The organism is Porphyrobacter sp. AAP60 (genome assembly GCF_001296025.1).
Taxonomy (GTDB): domain Bacteria; phylum Pseudomonadota; class Alphaproteobacteria; order Sphingomonadales; family Sphingomonadaceae; genus Erythrobacter.
Genome location: NZ_LJHV01000023.1, coordinates 57,833 through 76,107 on the forward strand (window position 1 = coordinate 57,833; position 18,275 = coordinate 76,107).

Here is an 18,275-nt window from a genome sequence, read left to right on the forward strand (position 1 = left end):
CGTGATCCCTAACGCACGGCGGCTATGCAGCATTATTACACATCACGCATCCGATCAGCAAGAAAATGCCAATTTGAGCGCGTGTTGCAGTAACGCCAACAACGCGAATGCGTTCCGTGCATTTTTCACATCTGTCGTGGCCGCGCGATGCCGTAAGGGCTTTTTAAACACGTGGGCGCTATCGCTCCCAACCTGATGTGGATTGCTTGGCTGTTGCGAGTGCAGGCCGGACGGCGGATACACCATCTCTAGGTTAAGGACGGGCGTTGGCACTGGGCTTTCTTAAATCGGTACGCGATCAGGCAGCGCAGGCACGTACGCCCGCTGCTGCCGCCGCACCGCAGCTACCGGCGGCCCGGCCCGAACGCGTGTCTGTGCTCAGCGAGGTTGAACAGCTTGGTGTTGGCATGTTCTGGGCGACCGATGCGCAGGGCCGGCTTTCGTTCCTGTCGCAGCGCGCCTTGCAGGATCTGGAGACCGATGGCGGTGACCTGATCGGCAAACCGCTGGTAGATGTATTCAGCGATATCGACAGCGAACCGGGCGCTCCGACGCAGCGGTCGCTTTCCTTCAAGCTCAAGGCCCATTCCAAACTGGATGAACATGTCATCGCCTTGACAGACGCGCGCGGCTCTATGCGCTGGTGGCGGTTGAATGGCCGCCCGCTAACGAATGCCAAGGGCGAATTCATGGGCTATCGTGGCAGCGCAGTCGATATATCGGGGCAATATGCCTATGAAACCCGGGTGGCGCGGCAATCGCAGATCGATGAACTGACCGGCCTCGCCAATCGCCGCAAGCTGGGTGACAAGCTCAACGCGATGCTGGGCGCGTTCCGCATCAGCAAGCGCAGTTGCGCGATGTTGATGATCGATCTCGACCGCTTCAAGCAGGTCAATGACACGATGGGCCATCCGGCAGGCGATGAATTGCTCAAGCAGGTGGCGAAGCGGCTGACATCGCTCGTCAAAGATCGCGGCGAGGTGGGCCGATTGGGCGGCGATGAATTTCAGGTGCTGCTGCCCGACATGGACGATCGCGGGACGCTGGGCGAGCTTGCGAACCGGATCGTGCAATCGATCTCGCAGCCCTACACGATCAACGGGCGCCGGGCGATTATCGGCACATCGGTGGGGATCGCGATTGCGCCCTATGACGGGGTGGACACCGACGAGTTGACCCGTGCAGCCGACATGGCGCTGTATTCCGCGAAGGAAACCCGCGGCGGCACCTTCTGCTTTTTCACCAGCGAACTGCGCGATGCCGCATCGAAAAGCGCCATGCTGGGCGACCGGCTGCGCGATGCGGTTGACCGTGACGAGCTGAGCCTGGTCTATCAGCCGCTGGTCGATCCCGAAACCAATGTGGTCAGATGCTTCGAAGCCTTGCTGCGCTGGCATGATCCCCAGGAAGGCTTCATTTCGCCCGCGCTCTTCATACCGGTTGCCGAGAATGATGATCTGATCATCCGGATTGGCGAAATGGCACTGCGGCGCGCCTGTGCCGATGCGTTAACGTGGCCAGAGACGATCCGCGTCGCAGTCAATGTTTCGGCCAAGCAATTCATCCGCCCCGGCTTTCACAAGACTGTTGCCGCCGCGCTTGAGGCATCGGGCCTTCCGCCCGGAAGGCTCGAGCTGGAAATCACCGAAAGCGTGTTCGTGGGTGATCTTGAATCGGTCGACGCGATCTTCCGCGATCTGAAGAAGCTGGGCGTGCGCCTTGCCCTCGACGATTTCGGCACCGGCTATTCATCGCTTGGCTATCTCAAGGGCGGACATTTCGACAAGCTCAAGATCGACCAGAGCTTTGTGCGTGGCTGCACCGAAAACGGCGATATCAACCCGGCGATCATCTCCGCAATTGTCGCGCTGGCCAAGGCGTTGGGGATGGAAACCGTCGCCGAAGGGGTCGAGGCGATGGACGAACTCGCGCTGGTGCGCGAACGCGGCGCGGATCTGGTGCAGGGCTATATCTACTCGCGCCCGCTGAAGCAGGAGGATCTGCTGCCGCGATTTGCCGATGGCACGATGAAAGTCACCGCCGAAGGCCCGGCGCGCCACCGCGCCGAACGCATATCGATGTTCCGCAAGGTGGGCCTGATCCACGAGGACCATTACTACGATGTAATCTTGCGGAACCTTTCGAAAACAGGGGCGCGGATCAACGGGCTGGCGGGCGTGCCGATCGGCACCGAAGTGGTGCTCGATCTCGGCCACGGACAGCTGGTGGTGAGCAAGGTGGTCAACGCCACCGAGGCGAGCCAAGGTCTCAAATTCGAGACCGCGCTGGTCAGCGATGGTTCGGGCGGGTTCATGACCCGGCACCGCATTTCGCCCTATTCGCTGGCCGAAGCAGGCATTCCGCTGGCCGCATTGGGGGCCGGTGCCTTCCCGCTGGCCCGCTGGCGCGAAGCCCACAAGAGCGTGCCGAGATTCGTGCAGCTAGATCTCAGTATCTGATCGAACCGTGCCGATGTTTCACGTGAAACATCGGGCAGAGGCAGGTCTAGGCAGGGTCAAGCGCAGGTCTGGATCACCCGCGTCCGCGATAGGATGCCACGCCTTGATCGGGCAGCCACAGATCGGCCGGCGGCGCGGATGACTGCCAGAACACATCGATCGGAATCCCGCCGCGCGGATACCAGTATCCGCCGATCCGCAGCCATTGCGGGCGCATTTCTTCGAACAACCGCACCCCGATCCCCACGGTCACATCTTCGTGAAAGCCGTTATGATTGCGGAATGAACCGAGGAACAGCTTGAGGCTTTTGCTCTCCACAATCGTTTCGCCCGGCACGTAATCGATCACCAGATGGGCGAAATCCGGCTGGTTCGTCACCGGGCACAGCGAGGTGAATTCGGGACTGACGAAGCGCACCAGATAGGTCAGGCCGGGCCGCGGATTGGGCACGTAGTCGAGCACCGCCGTTTCAGGCGAGGTCGGCAGCGGCGTATCGCGACCGAGGAATTGCGGGGCGCCCGAAGGCTTGGCGGCGGGGTTTTCGGGTGTCGAATCCATGCCGCGCTGTTGCCCCGAATGGGGGATGCACGCAAGCATGGAACTGGACGGGGGGCAGCAGTCGCCCCTATGGGGACAGGCCCCGTTCAGCCCGGCGGCCGCACAGCCGCTTCCCTTTTCCAAACCAGTTTGCAAGCCACCCTGCCATGATCGCCCAGCCTGCCCGCCTGTTTGCTGCCCGCCTGTTTTTCTGCGCTGCCGCAGCGATGGCTCTTTCCGCGCCGCTGGCTGCGCAGCAAAGCCCGCAAGACTTCCAGTTGCCCCCGCCTACGCCAACACCGACTCCGGCGCCCGCGGGGCCAGCCGACGAACGCGGCGGCGTGGTGATACCGCCGCAACCCGTGCGTGCACCCGCGCCCGCGCCGACGGTGACGGCAAGCCCGCTGCCCGCCCCATCCTCTTTACCACTGGCCCTGCCATCTCCCAGCCCAAGGCCGAGGGCCACCGCCAGCGCGGCCCCGAACACTGCTGCGGCCCGACCCGCGCAGACGCCTTTGCCCCCGGAAACCCCTGCACCAACGCCCGCACCGACACCTGTGCCGGACGAAGCCGTCGCCCCGCCATCCACAGTGCCGCCCACAACACCACCGCCGTTACCGCTGCCTGCACCCGATGGACCCGCCGCCGATCCTGACGTGCCCGAAAATACCCCCACGCAATCCGCCCTGCCCGATTGGTGGCCACAGGCGGCGGCATTGCTGGTCGCGCTGCTGGCGTTGGCAGGCGGCATTGCCGTGTGGCGCAGCCGCCGCCCCAAGGTGCTGCGCCTTGCCGCGCCGCCGCCGGGGATGGAAAACCCCGATGCACCCGCGCCGGAATTGCCCCGGCTCGACGTGACGCTGGATGTCATTTCCGCCACCCGCAGCATCATGAAGTTCACGCTTGCCTATCGCGTCAACCTGTCCAACCGCACCGATCGCGCAGTGAGCGATCTGAGCCTTGCGGTGCAGCTTGCCAGCGCCCGGCGCGGGGGCGACAATGCCCCTTCCAGCGGCGCAGCGCAGCAGGCGCTTGGCGTGGCGCGGATCGGCCCGCACCAGAACCGTAGCATCAGCGGCGAAATCCAGCTTCCCTTGGCCGATATCGAAGTTCTGCGGCAAGGCAGCGCCGCGCTGTTCATTCCTCTGCTGCACGTGACACTGGAAGGCGAAGGCCAATCGCCGCTGACCCGCAGTTTCGTGATCGGCAACCCCAGCGCCAGCGGCTCTGCCCGGTTGCATCCGATCCGGCTTGACCAGCCGCCCGGATCGGTGCCCGGCCTGCGCGCCCAGCCCATCGCGATACCGGAAAGTTAGAAGCGCGGCGGCCTTGCGCCGTGATTTGAGGGCGCTAGGGTTGGCGGCATGACGACACCTGTTCCCGATCTCGTATCGACCGGATGGCTGGCCGAGCGCCTTGAATCGCCCGGCCTTGCCATTCTTGACGCATCCCACCACTTGCCCGCCGCGCAGCGTGATGCCGGAGCCGAATTTGTCGCCGGGCATATTCCGGGCGCGCAGTTTCTTGGCCTCGCCAGCCTGATTGACGAAGCATCGAGCGTGCCGCAGGCGTTCCCGCGGCCCGATCAACTCGGCGCCCGTCTGGGCCTGCTGGGGATCGAACCCGGCGATACGATCATCCTTTATGATGACAGCGCCATTCGCACCTCGGCCCGCGCATGGTTCATCCTGCACGCCAGCGGGTGGGAAAATGTCGCGATTCTCGATGGCGGCTTGGCGAAATGGCGGGCAGAACAACAGCCGCTGGCGGCTGGCATCCGCCACGCGGCGCCGCTTTCGCCCACCCGCCTTGCCCCGCCGCGCGGCGTGCGCAGCAAGGCGCAGATGCTCGCCAATATTGAAACCGCCGAAGAACAGGTGCTCGATGCGCGTAGTGCCGACCGGGTGTTCGGCACCGGCATTGATCCTGTCCACGGCCTGCCGATGGGGCGCATTCCCGGCGCGCTCAACCTGCCGTTCACCGATGTACTGAATGCCGACGGCACCTACAAATCGCCCGCCGAACTGCGCGACATCTTCACCGCCGCCGGGATCGACCTGCATCGCCCGATCGCGACCACCTGCGGCAGCGGCATCACCGCCAGCGTGCTGATGTTCGCCCTGCATCTGATCGGGGTGAAAGATGCGGCGCTGTATGATGGCAGCTGGAGCGAATGGGGCGCTGATCCTTCCACCCCGAAGGAACAGGGCCCTGCAACATGAGCGGCGACGATACCGACAAGCCCTTGCGCCCTGCCACGCGCGTTGTGCGCGGTGGGCGGCGCAGCGAATGGACCGGCCCGGTCGTCAACCCTCCGGTGTGGCGCGCATCCACTCACCTTTATGATTGCGACGCGGATCGCCATGCGGCAGGCGGCAACAATGCCGACGGGCAGTTTTTCTATGGCCGCCGCGGCGCGCCGACCCAGTGGGCGCTGGCCGAGGCTCTGACCCAGCTTGAACGCGGGGCGCATGGCACGGTGCTGTATCCCAGCGGCGTGGCGGCGATTGCGGGGTGCATGCTTGCCGTGCTGAAGCCGGGCGACCGGCTGCTGATGGCTGACAATGCCTATGATCCCTCGCGCAGCATGGCGACCGGGCTGCTGGCGCGCATTGGGGTGGCCACCACCTTCTTCGACCCGCGTGATGTTGAGGGGTTCGGGGCGTTATGCGCGGCGGGAGCGAAGGCCGTCTGGCTGGAATGCCCCGGCAGTCTGACCTTCGAGGTTTGCGATGTGCCCGCGCTGGCCGCCATTGCCCGCGAACATGGCGCGGTCAGCATGATCGACAACACCTGGGCTAGCCCGCTCGGGTTCGCCGCGCTGGAACACGGGTGCGACATCGTGATGATGAGCCTGTCCAAACACGTTGGCGGCCATTCCGATCTGATGATGGGCAGCGCCAGCGCGGGCAAGCGCTGGTACACCGCGTTGCGGCGCACATCGCAGGAACTGGGGCAGATCGTCTCGCCCGATGACGCAGCGCTGGCCGCGCGGGGCTTGCGGACGATGGCAGTGCGGCTTGAGGCTCAGACCCGCTCGGCCCTGAAAATTGCGACATGGCTGGAAAGCCAGCCGCAGGTGGCCCGCGTGATGTGCCCGCTGCTGCCTTCCGATCCCGGCCACGCATTGTGGCAGCGCGATTTCACCGGCGGCTGCGGATTGTTCGCCTTTGTACTGGCGAGCGATGATCCCCAAGCCTCGGGCAAGGTGGCAGACGCGCTGGAATTGTTCGGCATCGGTTATAGCTGGGGCGGTTTTGAAAGCCTTGCCCTGCCGGTCCGGCCCGAAGATTACCGCAGTATCATGCCCGGTACCGGCGGCGCCCCTGCAATCCGCCTTGCCATCGGGCTGGAGGATGCCGATGATCTGATCGCCGATCTCGGCCAGGCGCTGGAGAATGTGACATGACCGCGGCGCTATCCCTGCCTGAAGCCGAGACGGAAACGGAAACCGAAACTCCGCCAGATCCCGCGGCCACTGCCAGCCCGGTCCCTGAAGCCTCGCCCGAAGCTGCTGCGTCAGAGCCGGCTGTGCCCGAAGCTATTGTCAGCGGCGCGGATTCCGTTCGCCAGGATATTGCCGGACGCAGCCAGACGATCGGGGATATTCTCGATCAGCTCGACAGCCTTGCATTGTCAGTCGGCGATTGGCGCATATCCGCCTTCGATGTCCTGTTTGCCGTGGCCGCCGGATTGCTGGTGCTGGGCTTCGCCGTGGTGGCAACCCGCCTGATGCGCAGCGCGCTGCGCCGGATCACCAGCCTTGACAGCACCCAGCGCGTGCTGGCCGAAAAGATCGCACAGATCGTAATCTGGGTGACGACATTCTTTATCGGCATCGATCTACTCGGCATCGATCTGACCGCGCTGGCGGTGTTTTCGGGCGCATTCGGCCTCGCCATCGGCTTCGGCCTGCAAAAGACCTTCGGCAACCTGATTTCGGGAATCATCCTGCTGCTCGACAAGTCGATCAAGCCGGGCGACGTGATCGCAGTGGCCGACCAGTCCGGACAGCAGACCTTTGGCCAGATCCGCAAGATCGGCATCCGCGCGATTTCGGTCGTCACGCGCGATGAACGCGAATACCTGATCCCGAACGAAAACCTGATGATCAACCAGGTCGAAAACTGGTCTTACTCATCCAGGAATGTGCGCATCCAGATCCCGGTCGGGGTGAGTTACAACACCGATATGATGCTGGCCGAAAAACTGATGCTGGAGGCTGCGGGCAAGTCCAAGCGCGTGCTGGAAACGCCGCCGCCCACGGTCTGGTGGGGCGGATTTGGCGATAACTCCGTCGATTTCACGATCCATTGCTGGATCAGCGATCCCGAACAGGGTGTCGGCAATGTCCGCAGCGAAGTGTTGAAGGGCCTGTGGTGGCTGTTCAAGGAGAACGACATCGAAATCCCTTACCCGCAGCGCGACATCAATCTGCGCGACAATGCGCAGATGCAGGCACTGATCGCAGCGCTTGGAGGGCGCTTGCCGGATGCTTCGCAGGACACCTCGCCGAACTCTGGGGACGATAGCGAATAGTTCAGCTACGCGCTGGGCAATCCATTCTCGCTGGCATGGCCGGGCGTCGTGGCCCATCTGCCCTGTCATGCAGCAAACTGGCACCATCTATCTCGTCGGCGCAGGGCCGGGTCCGGTGGACCTTCTCACCCTGCGCGCCGCCCGCCTGATCGAACGGGCGCAGGTCATCGTCCATGACGGGCTGATCGGGCCCGATATCCTGTCGCTTGCGCGGTCCGATGCGCGGCTGATCTCGGTCGCGAAACAGCGCGCCCGCCACACCCTGCCGCAAGACGATATCAACGCTCTGCTGGTGGCAGAGGCCGTGCAGGGCCATGATGTCGTGCGCCTCAAGGGCGGCGATCCCTTCATCTTCGGGCGCGGCGGCGAAGAGGCGGAAACTGCCCGCGCCGCAGGCGTCCGCGTTGAAGTCGTGCCCGGCATCAGCGCTGCAAACGGCGCAGCGGCGGCAAGCGGCATCGCGCTGACCCACCGTGACGCATCCAGCATTGTCAGCTTCGTCGCCGGCCAGTGCAAGGGCTTGGCCGAGCAGGATTGGTCCGGCCTTGCAGGCAAGGGCCGCACGCTCGTGATCTACATGGGCGTATCCACTGCCGCGCAGATTGCGGAAAAGCTGATGGCAGACGGTCTTGCCCCTTCGATGCCCGTTGCCGTGATCGAAAACGCCGCCCGCCCGGAAATGCGGGTGTTGCGCGGCTTGCTGGCGGGCCTGCCCGATCTGGTCGAGGCCAAAGCAGTGAAAAGCCCCGCGCTGATCGTGATCGGCGAAGTGACCGCGCGCGAGGATATCGCGCTCGCCGCCCTCGCCCGAAACGCCAAGGAGGCGGCGCAATGAAAATCCTCACCGGCAATGATCTGCGCAGCGGCGCGGTGACGTGGTGGAACGGCAATGGCTGGTCGCTGTTCGTCGATGATGCTGTCGATGTGGGCGACGAGGCGGAGGAAATCCTCGCCCGCGAAGTCGCCACGCGCCGGGTCAACGTGCCCTACGTGATCGAAGCCACCATCGACGCTGCCGGCCATGTACGGCCTGCGCATATCAAGGACCGGGTGCGCGCACTCGGCCCGACCGTGCGGCGCGACCTCGCCGTGCCGACCGCCGACAAGACCGGCTGGGACTGGGTGATCTGATGAAGCGACACCCCCTAATTTCCGTTCGTGTCGAGCGCAGTCGAGACACCTACGCAAGCCGCCTTCTCGACTTCGCTCGAAGCGAACGGAGTTTCTGATGTACCAATACGATTCCTACGATCAGGCGATGGTGGATGCCCGCGTGGAAGAATTCCGCGATCAGGCCCGCCGCCGTCTGGATGGCAAGCTGACCGAAGACCAGTTCAAGCCGCTGCGGCTGATGAACGGGCTCTATCTGCAACTCCATGCCTATATGCTGCGCGTGGCGATCCCTTACGGAACGCTCAGCGGCGGGCAGATGGAAGCGCTGGCGGACATCGCCGAGAAGTATGACCGCGGCTATGGCCACTTCACCACCCGCCAGAACATCCAGTACAACTGGATCAAGCTGGAAGATGCCGCCGATATCCTCGCCGACCTGTCCAGGCACGAAATGCACGCGATCCAGACCAGCGGGAACTGCATCCGCAACATCAGCGCCGATCACTTCGCCGGTGCCGCCGCTGACGAGGTGGTCGACCCGCGCCCCTATGCGGAATTGCTGCGCCAGTGGTCGAGCTTCCACCCCGAATTCACCTACCTGCCGCGCAAGTTCAAGATCGCAGTGATCGCATCGGAAAAAGACCGCGCGGCGATGCGGCTGCACGATATCGGCATCCGCATTGTCAGCCGAGATGGCGAAGTCGGTGCCGAGGTCTACGCGGGCGGCGGCATGGGCCGCACCCCGATGATCGCGCCGCTGATCCGCGATTTCGTGCCGATCGACCAGCTGATCACCTATGCTGAGGCCGCCTTGCGGGTCTACAACCGCTATGGCCGACGCGACAACAAGTACAAGGCGCGGATCAAGATCCTCGTCCATGAACTTGGCGCAGCGGAATATACCCGGCAGGTCGAGGAAGAATTCGCCCACATGCTGGCCGTGGGCGTTGAACCCCCGCGCGAGGAACTGGCGCGGATAGCGGCCTATTTTGCCCCGCCCGCTTTCGTTGACGGGCCCAAGACGCTCGACCGTTCCGATCCGGATTTCGCGCTGTGGGTGGATCGCAACACGCACCGGCACAAGCATGATGCCTATGTCTCGGCTGTCATCAGCCTCAAGCCCGCGGGCGGTATTCCCGGCGATGCCACAGCGGAACAGATGCGCGTTGTTGCCAAGCTGGCGCGCGATTACAGCTTTGACGAATTGCGGGTGATGCACACCCAGAACCTGCTGCTGCCGCATGTGCGCATCGCCGATCTTCACGCCGTGTGGAGCGCGCTGGACGCGGCAGGCATGGGCGCGCCCAACATGGACACGATCGAGGATATCATCGCCTGCCCCGGCCTTGATTATTGTAGCCTCGCCAACGCCCGCTCGATCCCGCTGGCCCAGCGCATTTCGGAAAGCTTCGCCGCCAAGGGCCGCACCGAAGTGGTCGGCGAATTGAAGCTGAAAATCTCCGGCTGCATCAACGCCTGCGGACACCATCATGCGGGCCATATCGGCATCCTTGGTGTCGACAAGAAGGGCAAGGAGAACTTCCAGCTTTCGCTCGGCGGGTCGGAGGCGGAAGACGTCAGCCTCGCCAAGATCACCGGCCCCGGCTTTGACGAGGATGGGGTGGTCGCCGCGGTCGAGACAGTCACTGACGTTTATCTTGGCGCACGTCAGGACGGCGAGCGTTTCCTCGATACCTACCGCCGCATCGGCATGGAGCCTTTCAAGGAGGCATTGTATGGCGGATAATCTCGGCACCAGCCCCGATGAAGTGCAATTCCGCTTCCGCGATGACGAACCCGTCGATCACGGCACCGTCACCGTCGATGCCTGCTGCGACCAGACCAACGCAACCGCTGTCCGGATCGAGCCGGGTGACGATGCGCGCCTGCTGCTGCCATATCTCGATCGCCTTGCACTGGTGGAGGTCAACTTCCCCGGCTTCGGCGACGGGCGCGGCTATTCTTCTGCCCGCATCCTGCGCGAAGCGGGCTACACCGGCGAACTGCGCGCGGTTGGCGATGTGCTGATCGATCAGCTTTCCCATATGCGCCGCTGCGGGTTTGACAGCTTCGCCCCCGACAAGCGGCTGGATGAAGACGACGCGCTGCGCGCCTTTGCAACGTGGGAAAACGTCTATCAACGCGCCGCCGATACGCGGCGGATCATTGCGGACAAGCGCCATGAAGCCTGAACTGGGACTCTCGGGCGAGCCGCGCACCCGCGACGCGCTCGACCTCGCGCCGCGCTTTACCGAACATGATGCGGTGCGGCTGAACCGCATGTTCCGCGGCGCTTCGACGCAGGACATGCTCGAAGCGGTCATCCGCGACGGGTTGGCAGGCGATCTGGCAGTCGTCTCCAGCTTCGGCGCGGAAAGCGCGGTGCTGCTGCATCTGGTTGCCAGCGTCGATCCTGCTGTGCCGGTGCTGTTCCTCGACACCGGCAAGCATTTTGCCGAAACGCTGGCTTACCGCGACACGCTGGCAGAGCGCCTGGGCCTCAATCTGGTGATCCTGACACCCGATCCGGCGGATCTGGCCGCCAAGGACGAAACCGGCCTGCGCTGGTCATACGATCCCGATGGCTGCTGTGAAATCCGCAAGGTACGCCCGCTGGCAAAGGCGCTGGCGCAATATGATGCGAGCTTCACTGGCCGGAAATCATTCCAGGCCGCCACCCGCGCCAATCTGCCGCGTTTTGAAGTGGACACATCTGACGCGCAGGGACGGCTCAAGATCAACCCGCTGATCGATTGGGACGCGGGCCAGATCGAAGGCTATTTCATCGCCCATGACCTCCCCCGCCACCCGTTGATCGCGCAAGGCTATCCGTCAATCGGCTGTTCCCCCTGCACCACCCAGGTCGCGCCGGGCGAAGACCCGCGCTCGGGCCGATGGAAGGGCTGGGACAAGACCGAATGCGGCATCCACAAGCCGGGCGAGGAGCCGTTTTTGTAGGGGCGTTCGCTATTTCCCGCCAAGCGCGCGGCGCAGCCGTTCCTCCTCGCGCGCGCGGGCCAAGGCGCCGGGTTTCGACATTTCCGGATCAAGGAAGGTCGGGTTGCCGAAGACAATCGCCTCCTTGCGCAGATCGGGATCGGCAAGGCCGGGAATGAAGAGCTGCCGGATCATCGGCTTGCCCTTGCCCACCGGGTCAATGGTGCCCGATGATGAATGCGCCACATCGCCAAGACCGGTGTAAGCCCACAATGGCGAACGCGACGTGCCCTGGATGAACAGGCTCAGGTCGCTCCATTCTTCCGGAACAGCGCAAGTCTGTCGCACGGCAAAGGCAACGGATTCGCCGATGGTCGAGGCATATTGCTCGACAAGTTTGAAATTGCGCCAGTCGAGCCACCATTCGCCCGCTGCAACCTTGCCGACAAATGACCCGCCGCCGCGCCACGCCGATCCGCCAAACCGGACGAGCGTAGCTGTGGCCGGGATCAGAATACGCTCCGGCGCAATAATGCCGCCATTATAGCCGCCGTCGGGGGAATGGTAATCGCCATCCGGCCCGTGCTGCAGCCGACCGAACTGATAACCGCGTGCCATCATCAATGATTCGGGCCGCTCAAATGCCATCTGGTTAAGTGCCACAATTCCCCCCTCGCATTTGCGCCTGTGACAGCGCGAATCCCCCATGCCTCCCACGGCTTACGGGCGGATGCTATCATGCCTGACGGCCTGTGACGACAGGTGACGTCAGGCTGACGCCGACAAAATTGCAGGCCTTTTCAGCTGCACCTTCACATCCAAATAGAATGGGTTAGGCTGCCACCATGCTCGCCCTGCTCCTCGCCGCCGCTCAGCCGGCTGAACCCGCCCCCGCACCCGATTGCTCCTATGATTGGGAGGCGATGCTGACGCTGGATCGGCAGGCGTTTGATCAGGATTTGCAAGGCGGCGGATGGCGCGCCCTTGGCATGAAGGACGGATGCGAGATCGCCGCAGCCGAATTGATCCGTGCATGGCGGCATGAAAAGCGCGATCACGAGGCCATCTTGTATTGGCACGAAGGCCAGATGCGCGCTTTCGGCGGCCAGACCGCCGAAGCCATCGCGTTGTTCCGGCGCACCTATAACCCGCCGGAATTCGACCGCGAATTTGGCTGGAACTTCTACGTTTCAGGAACTATCGCCTTCCTGCTCGGAAAGCGTGATCAGCTGCAGGAGTCTATTGCGGGGTTGAAGGCGCTGAAGGCACCGAAGCCCGACGATAACAGCCTCACGCTGTCTGATGGTACCGTGATCCAGATGAGCTGGCCGCCCAACCTCAACGTGCTCGAAGCTTTCGAGCGTTGCTGGGGCAAGACCTACAAAGAAGCCTACGGCACCGAAGCCTGCGCGGCGCCGAAACCCTAAAGCCACCCCTCACGCCGATACCACGCCGCCGTAGCCTTCAACCCCTCTTCACCCGCAATGCGCGGCTGCCAGATGCCCGGCGGCGGCTTGCGATCAAACCGCGCGACCCAGTTGGGGTGTGCCATATAGCCCACGCGGTCAGCCGTCAGCTTGGCGCGGTCGCCGCGCAGTAGGCGGTCGGCGGTGGCGGCGGCTTCCAGCACCGCACGCGGCAGATGCGGCGCGAACACGCTGCGCTTTCCCACCGCCTGCCCTATGGCCTGGGCGAGTTCCTTGTGGCTCCATCCCCCCTCGCGCCCGTCATCGGGTTCGTAGATTTTCTTCTTCGTCGGCGCGGCGTTGCCTGCCGCCAGCGTCACCAGCAATTCGGCCAGATCATCGGCATGGATGATCGAACTCGCTCCGCCCGGCGGCAGCGGGACAAAGCCCCATCTGGCGGTGCGGAACATCTCCAGATAATCGATATCGCGCGGGCCATAGACACCGGGCGGACGCACTGTCGTCCATTCGAGCCCCGAGGCCTCCACCAGCGCCTCTGCCCCTGCCTTGGACGCGCCATAGGCCGACAGCGCAGGCATCCGCGCCGAAAGTGACGAGACAAACACCAGCCGCTTTACGCCAGCGCCCGCCATGGCAGCGATGACATTGGCGGTGCCGGTGACATTGGCGCTTTCGAACTGCGCCGGATCAGGTGTGTTTGTGAGCCCCGCAACATGGATCACCGCACCCGCTCCGGCGACCAGCGCGGCGAGCGCCGCCGTATCGCCAAGATCGCCGCGCACCCACTCAACACCCGCCCGCGCAGGCTGATCGCGCCGCGCCAGCGCCTTCACCTGATGGCCCTGCGCCAGTGCCGCATCCATCACTGCACTGCCGACAAACCCGGTCGCGCCGGTGATTGCCAGAAGGCTCACGGGCGCCCGATCACAACAACACCATGTGATCGCGGTGGATCACGCAGGATCGCGGGGCATAGCCCAGCAGTTCGGCCTGATCATCGCCGCGCTTACCCGCGATGAGTTGCGCGTCGGCAGCATTATACTCGGTCAGGCCCTGGGCCAGCCTTTCGCCCTTCATGCTGAGCACGCTGACCAGATCGCCGCGCCGGAAGTTGCCCGAAACCTCGACAATGCCCGCCGCCAGCAGACTGGCCCCGCTCCGCAGTGCCTGGGCACAGCCCTGGTCCACCCGCAATTCGCCCGCAGGCGCCAATCGCCCGCCCAGCCACGCCTTGCGCGCCGAATCCGATCGCACCGGCAGGAACAGCGTCCCCGTGCCGGCTGCCAGCGCATGGGCAATAGGCGCATCATGCGTGCCATTGAGGATCGCCAGCGCAATTCCGGCGCGCGTGGCAATCTGCGCGGCTTGCAGCTTGGATGTCATCCCGCCCGATCCAAGTCCGGAGGATGATTCACCGCTTGCCATCGCTCTGATCTTCGGTGTGACAGCCTTGACCACCGGCACCAGCTTTGCGCCCGGTTCCCGCGGGTGACGATCATACAGCCCGTCAATATCCGAAAGCAGCAGCACCAGATCGGCGTTCGCTGCCTGCGCGACGCGCGCGGCCAGCCGGTCGTTATCGCCAAACCGGATCACAGCAGTTGCCACGGTGTCGTTCTCGTTGATGACGGGGATCGCACCGGCCTCCAGCAGACGGTCCAGCGTGGCGGAGACATTGAGATAGCGGCGCCGTTCCTCAAGATCGCCAAGCGTCAGCAAGACCTGCGCTGCCGTGATCCCCTGGGCGCCCAAGGCGCGCGACCACAGATCGGCAAGACCGATCTGCCCCACCGCCGCTGCCGCCTGAGCATCGGCCAGACTGCCGCGCCCGCCTTTGGGCAGATCGAGCCGCGCTGCGCCCAGCGCAATCGCGCCCGAACTTACCACGATCACCTGCGCGCCATGGCGGCGCAGCGCCGCAAGATCGCCGGCCATCCGCATCAACCACTCTTCGTTCGCCTGTCCGCCGCCGACCAGCAGTGCAGAACCGATCTTGACCACGATCCGCCGCGCGGTGGTGATATTGGCAAGTTTATCCAGCATAGGCCCCTACTTTCAGAGCGGCGACCACGCGTCCGCGTCGCCCTCGTTCTCGACTTCCACTGTCTTGGTTTCGGTCGAGGTGCGATCCGGCAGGTAGCCGAGTACCGCGTCAAGCAGTTCGGAGATGCCAGCGCCAGTCACGCCAGACACCGCAAAAACCTTGTCCGCGCCTGCGGCAAGCAGTTCTTCGCTATAGGCCTCGACCAGTTCGGCATCGGCCAGATCGAGCTTGTTCAGCACCACCAGCCGCGCCTTGTCTTCAAGGCCCGCACCGTATGCCGCCAGTTCGTCCTCGACGATACGCATCGCTTCGGCTGGGTCGGCGTCTTCGGTGCCGGTAATGTCGATCAGGTGGATCAGCACCCGGCATCGTTCGATATGGCCGAGGAAACGGTCACCGATCCCGACGCCTTCCGCCGCGCCTTCGATCAGGCCGGGGATGTCGGCCAGCACGAATTCGCGGCCCTTGTGGCGCACCACGCCCAGTTTGGGCACCAGCGTAGTGAAGGCATAGTCGCCGACCTTGGCGCCTGCGTTCGACACAGCATTGATGAAGGTCGATTTGCCCGCATTGGGCAGGCCAACCAGGCCCACATCGGCGAGCAGCTTCAGCCGCAGCCACACCCAGGCTTCCTCACCCGGAATCCCGTCCTGATGCTGGCGCGGCGCGCGGTTGGTGGAGGTTTTGTAGCTGGCGTTACCGCGCCCGCCGATTCCGCCTTCGAGAAAGACGACGCGCTGGCCGACCTGCGTGAAGTCAGCGAGCACTTCGTCCTTGTCTTCGGAGAAGATCTGCGTCCCGACCGGCACCTTGATCACCAGCGGCTTGGCGCTGGCACCGGTGCGATCCTTGCCCATGCCGTGCCCTCCGCGCGGCGCTTTGAAATGCTGCGAATAGCGGAAGTCGATCAGGGTGTTGAGGCCGGCGACAGCTTCGAACACGATATCGCCGCCGCGCCCGCCGTCACCGCCGTCGGGCCCGCCGTATTCGACGTACATCTCACGCCGGAAAGAGACGGCCCCGGGGCCGCCTCCGCCGGACTTCACATAGATTTTGGCTTGGTCGAGAAAATGCATGGGGGGCGCATAGGGAATAATTGCTGCAAATGCGAGGGCTTTGGGCGGCGGTCCCCTCGGCCCATAGGGCGGCTAGGGCGCCAAAGGATTCTGGCGCCCGCCCGCAGCGATGCGACTTTCAGGTCGCGTGAGCGAGGATTTCGCACCCCGGATGGGGTGCGGAACTCAAAAACGCGCCTCAACCCCCACAACCGCCGATCGCCCCGGCGAGACGAAGCTGAATACCTGCTCGTATCGCTGGTCGAGCAGGTTTTCGGCGCGGGCAAAGGCGCTGATGCCGTCTGCCAGCGTCACGCGGGCATTAAGGTTGATCAGCGTGTAATCGTCCAGCGTTACCCGCACAGGGACGAAACTGGGGTCGGTGAAGGCCACATCGGGCGTCGCTCCATTGTGCCGCACGACCAGCGTGGCTGACGCCGCATCACCGGGCGCAGTCCATGTCAACGCGGCGCTGGCGATATGTTTGGGGCGGCGCACTTCCTCCACGCCGTTTTCCTCGGCATCGAGGTAGCTGTAGGCCGTATCAAGGCTCCACTGTTCGGCAAGCCGGGCATTGAGCGACACCTCCACCCCGCGCTGCTTGCTTTTGGTTGTCCGGTTGGCGGGGGTGGCAATGAACGCCGGAGCGGGGAAGGTGGTGAAAATCTCGCCCTCCAGTTCGCTGTCGAAATAAGTCACCGAAAGACGAGCGAAATCGCCGAAGTCCTGATCCACGCCCACTTCCCACCCCGTCGATTTTTCGGGCCGCAGCGCTTCATTGCCGATGAACCGGCCATCGATAAAGCCGAACAGCTCGAAGAAGCCGGGGTTCTTGACCCCGCTGCCCGCCGCTGCGCGCAGCCGGGTGGTTTCGGTGATGCGGTAGCCTGCGCCAACGCGGAAAGTCGTGGCATCGCGGAAGCGGTCGTTGATGTCATGTCGCAATGCTGCCGATAGGTCTACGGCCTCGCCGGAATAGCGGTATTCGGCGACAATCCCGGTCTGCTCGATCGCGCGCTGCCCGGTAAATCCGCCGCTGGCGGCGAGCGCGTTGCGAAAGCTTTCGCGCTCCCAATCGGCGGCGAGGGTCAGGTTGTGTTCGTCAGCGAGCTTGAATGCCGTGACGTAGGACGCCTTGACCCGGTCGCCTTCGCTGGCCGAAGTCAGGCCGAAAGGGCTGTCTGTCTCGCGGTCGATCTCGGCCACCTGCGCAGAAAGATCATGCGTCCAGCGCCCGTCCAGTACCTCGGCCCGCGCACCGATGAGGGCATAGACCGCTTCGTTGACGTAGCCCACTCCGGGGCTGTCGATGGTGAATCCGAAGATGGGGCTGGTGAAATCGAAATCGCTGTCGTTTGTCCGTCCTTCGGTGCGGATGAAGCGGGCGGCGGCGCGCAGGGCGAAGCCGTCGGCCACTTCGACGCCGCCCTTGCCCGATACGGTATAGCTGTCGCGCCCGATGTCGCGGGTGCCGCCTCTGGCATTGGGCTGCCCATCTGTGCTGACCACCACGACGGAGAGCGCTGCATCCCAACTCTCACCGTTCGCGCCGTAACGCAGCGCGCCGTTGATGGTGCCCTGCGTTCCGCCCTCGATCCGCGCGGCAAAGCCCGGCACAGCGCGCCCGCTGGCACTTTCATAGGCGACCACGCCGCCGATGGCGTCCGGGCCGTAAAGCGCCGATTGCGGCCCCCGCAGCACCTCGACCCGCGCGCCGACTTCGGCTTGCAGGGTGCCGATGTCGAATTCGCCCGCGAAGGGATCGGAAACCTCGATCCCGTCGACAAGCACGAGAACGTGGTTGGCTTCCGAACCGCGCAAACGGATCTGGGTCTGGCCCGCGATGCCCGCAACTGCCACGCCGGGGACATCGCGCAGCACATCGGCAATGTCGCGGGTCTGGCGGTTTTCGAGCATCCGGCTTTCGATAACCGTCACCGAGCCAGTGTAGTTCTCGGTATAAACCACCTCGCGGCTTCGGTTCGCATTGACGAGGATACCCTCTTCCCGCCTGCGTTCGATCAGGGTGACGATCTGATCGCTGGCGACCGCCGCGCCATCATTCTTTCGATCAGCCTGCTGCGCATGACCAACGCCATGTACCATCAGCGCCGCTCCTGCGACGCTGCACAACAATTTCAGATTTCTCACGGATTCCTC

The 18,275-nt window shown here is 64.1% G+C and carries 17 protein-coding genes; 11 read left to right on the top strand and 6 right to left on the bottom strand.

What is annotated here, in order from left to right:
• The first annotated feature begins 266 nt into the window (after nt 1-266).
• Nucleotides 267-2,462 carry a putative bifunctional diguanylate cyclase/phosphodiesterase gene (locus IP79_RS13510; RefSeq protein WP_233994220.1) on the top strand — a complete coding sequence of 732 codons (2,196 nt, stop codon included), beginning with the start codon at nt 267-269 and terminating at the stop codon, nt 2,460-2,462.
• A 73-nt stretch (nt 2,463-2,535) separates the two neighbouring features.
• On the opposite strand, the gene queF is transcribed toward IP79_RS13510, so the two are convergent.
• On the bottom strand, nt 2,536-3,021 hold the full coding sequence (gene queF / locus IP79_RS13515; protein WP_054119822.1) for a preQ(1) synthase: 486 nt from the start codon (nt 3,019-3,021) through the stop codon (nt 2,536-2,538).
• A 146-nt stretch (nt 3,022-3,167) separates the two neighbouring features.
• On the opposite strand from queF, the gene IP79_RS15565 reads away from it, so the two are divergent.
• The 9 genes from IP79_RS15565 (at nt 3,168) to IP79_RS13560 (ending at nt 11,610) form a co-directional block, all read left to right on the top strand.
• The gene (locus IP79_RS15565; protein WP_156318344.1) at nt 3,168-4,316 is read left to right on the top strand and encodes a hypothetical protein; all 1,149 of its coding nucleotides are present in this window, start codon (nt 3,168-3,170) and stop codon (nt 4,314-4,316) included.
• Between the two features lie 48 nt (nt 4,317-4,364).
• Nucleotides 4,365-5,222: a sulfurtransferase gene (locus tag IP79_RS13525; RefSeq protein WP_054119824.1), complete on the top strand. Its 858-nt coding sequence runs from the start codon at nt 4,365-4,367 to the stop codon at nt 5,220-5,222.
• On the top strand, nt 5,219-6,409 hold the full coding sequence (gene metC, locus IP79_RS13530) for a cystathionine beta-lyase (RefSeq protein WP_054119825.1): 1,191 nt from the start codon (nt 5,219-5,221) through the stop codon (nt 6,407-6,409). The genes IP79_RS13525 and metC overlap by 4 nt, the downstream gene beginning before the upstream one ends.
• A complete protein-coding gene (locus IP79_RS13535; protein WP_054119826.1) occupies nt 6,406-7,539 on the top strand; it encodes a mechanosensitive ion channel family protein in 1,134 nt (377 codons plus the stop codon). The genes metC and IP79_RS13535 overlap by 4 nt, the downstream gene beginning before the upstream one ends.
• A gap of 67 nt (nt 7,540-7,606) precedes the next feature.
• Nucleotides 7,607-8,374 carry a uroporphyrinogen-III C-methyltransferase gene (cobA, locus tag IP79_RS13540; protein WP_054119827.1) on the top strand — a complete coding sequence of 256 codons (768 nt, stop codon included), beginning with the start codon at nt 7,607-7,609 and terminating at the stop codon, nt 8,372-8,374.
• On the top strand, nt 8,371-8,670 hold the full coding sequence (locus IP79_RS13545; protein ID WP_054119828.1) for a DUF2849 domain-containing protein: 300 nt from the start codon (nt 8,371-8,373) through the stop codon (nt 8,668-8,670). The genes cobA and IP79_RS13545 overlap by 4 nt, the downstream gene beginning before the upstream one ends.
• Before the next feature lie 97 nt (nt 8,671-8,767).
• The gene (locus tag IP79_RS13550) at nt 8,768-10,399 is read left to right on the top strand and encodes a nitrite/sulfite reductase (protein ID WP_054119829.1); all 1,632 of its coding nucleotides are present in this window, start codon (nt 8,768-8,770) and stop codon (nt 10,397-10,399) included.
• A complete protein-coding gene (locus IP79_RS13555) occupies nt 10,389-10,844 on the top strand; it encodes a DUF934 domain-containing protein (protein ID WP_054119830.1) in 456 nt (151 codons plus the stop codon). The genes IP79_RS13550 and IP79_RS13555 overlap by 11 nt, the downstream gene beginning before the upstream one ends.
• Nucleotides 10,834-11,610 carry a phosphoadenylyl-sulfate reductase gene (locus IP79_RS13560; RefSeq protein WP_054119831.1) on the top strand — a complete coding sequence of 259 codons (777 nt, stop codon included), beginning with the start codon at nt 10,834-10,836 and terminating at the stop codon, nt 11,608-11,610. Before IP79_RS13555 ends, IP79_RS13560 begins: the two co-directional genes overlap by 11 nt.
• 9 nt (nt 11,611-11,619) lie before the next feature.
• On the opposite strand, the gene IP79_RS13565 is transcribed toward IP79_RS13560, so the two are convergent.
• Nucleotides 11,620-12,210 carry a hypothetical protein gene (locus IP79_RS13565; protein WP_156318345.1) on the bottom strand — a complete coding sequence of 197 codons (591 nt, stop codon included), beginning with the start codon at nt 12,208-12,210 and terminating at the stop codon, nt 11,620-11,622.
• A 224-nt stretch (nt 12,211-12,434) separates the two neighbouring features.
• Between IP79_RS13565 and IP79_RS13570 the strand changes: the two genes are divergently transcribed.
• Complete coding sequence (locus tag IP79_RS13570) at nt 12,435-13,016, top strand: hypothetical protein (protein WP_054119833.1); 582 nt, start codon at nt 12,435-12,437, stop codon at nt 13,014-13,016.
• On the opposite strand, the gene IP79_RS13575 is transcribed toward IP79_RS13570, so the two are convergent.
• The 4 genes from IP79_RS13575 to IP79_RS13590 all read right to left on the bottom strand — a co-directional run bounded on the left by IP79_RS13575 (nt 13,013) and on the right by IP79_RS13590 (nt 18,221).
• Nucleotides 13,013-13,930, bottom strand: coding sequence for an NAD-dependent epimerase/dehydratase family protein (locus tag IP79_RS13575; protein WP_054119834.1), 918 nt, complete (start codon nt 13,928-13,930; stop codon nt 13,013-13,015). The genes IP79_RS13570 and IP79_RS13575 overlap by 4 nt on opposite strands.
• Before the next feature lie 10 nt (nt 13,931-13,940).
• On the bottom strand, nt 13,941-15,059 hold the full coding sequence (proB, locus tag IP79_RS13580) for a glutamate 5-kinase (protein ID WP_054119835.1): 1,119 nt from the start codon (nt 15,057-15,059) through the stop codon (nt 13,941-13,943).
• Between the two features lie 12 nt (nt 15,060-15,071).
• The gene (cgtA, locus tag IP79_RS13585) at nt 15,072-16,136 is read right to left on the bottom strand and encodes an Obg family GTPase CgtA (protein ID WP_054119836.1); all 1,065 of its coding nucleotides are present in this window, start codon (nt 16,134-16,136) and stop codon (nt 15,072-15,074) included.
• Between the two features lie 165 nt (nt 16,137-16,301).
• Nucleotides 16,302-18,221: a TonB-dependent receptor plug domain-containing protein gene (locus tag IP79_RS13590; RefSeq protein WP_233994221.1), complete on the bottom strand. Its 1,920-nt coding sequence runs from the start codon at nt 18,219-18,221 to the stop codon at nt 16,302-16,304.
• Nucleotides 18,222-18,275 lie beyond the last annotated feature (54 nt).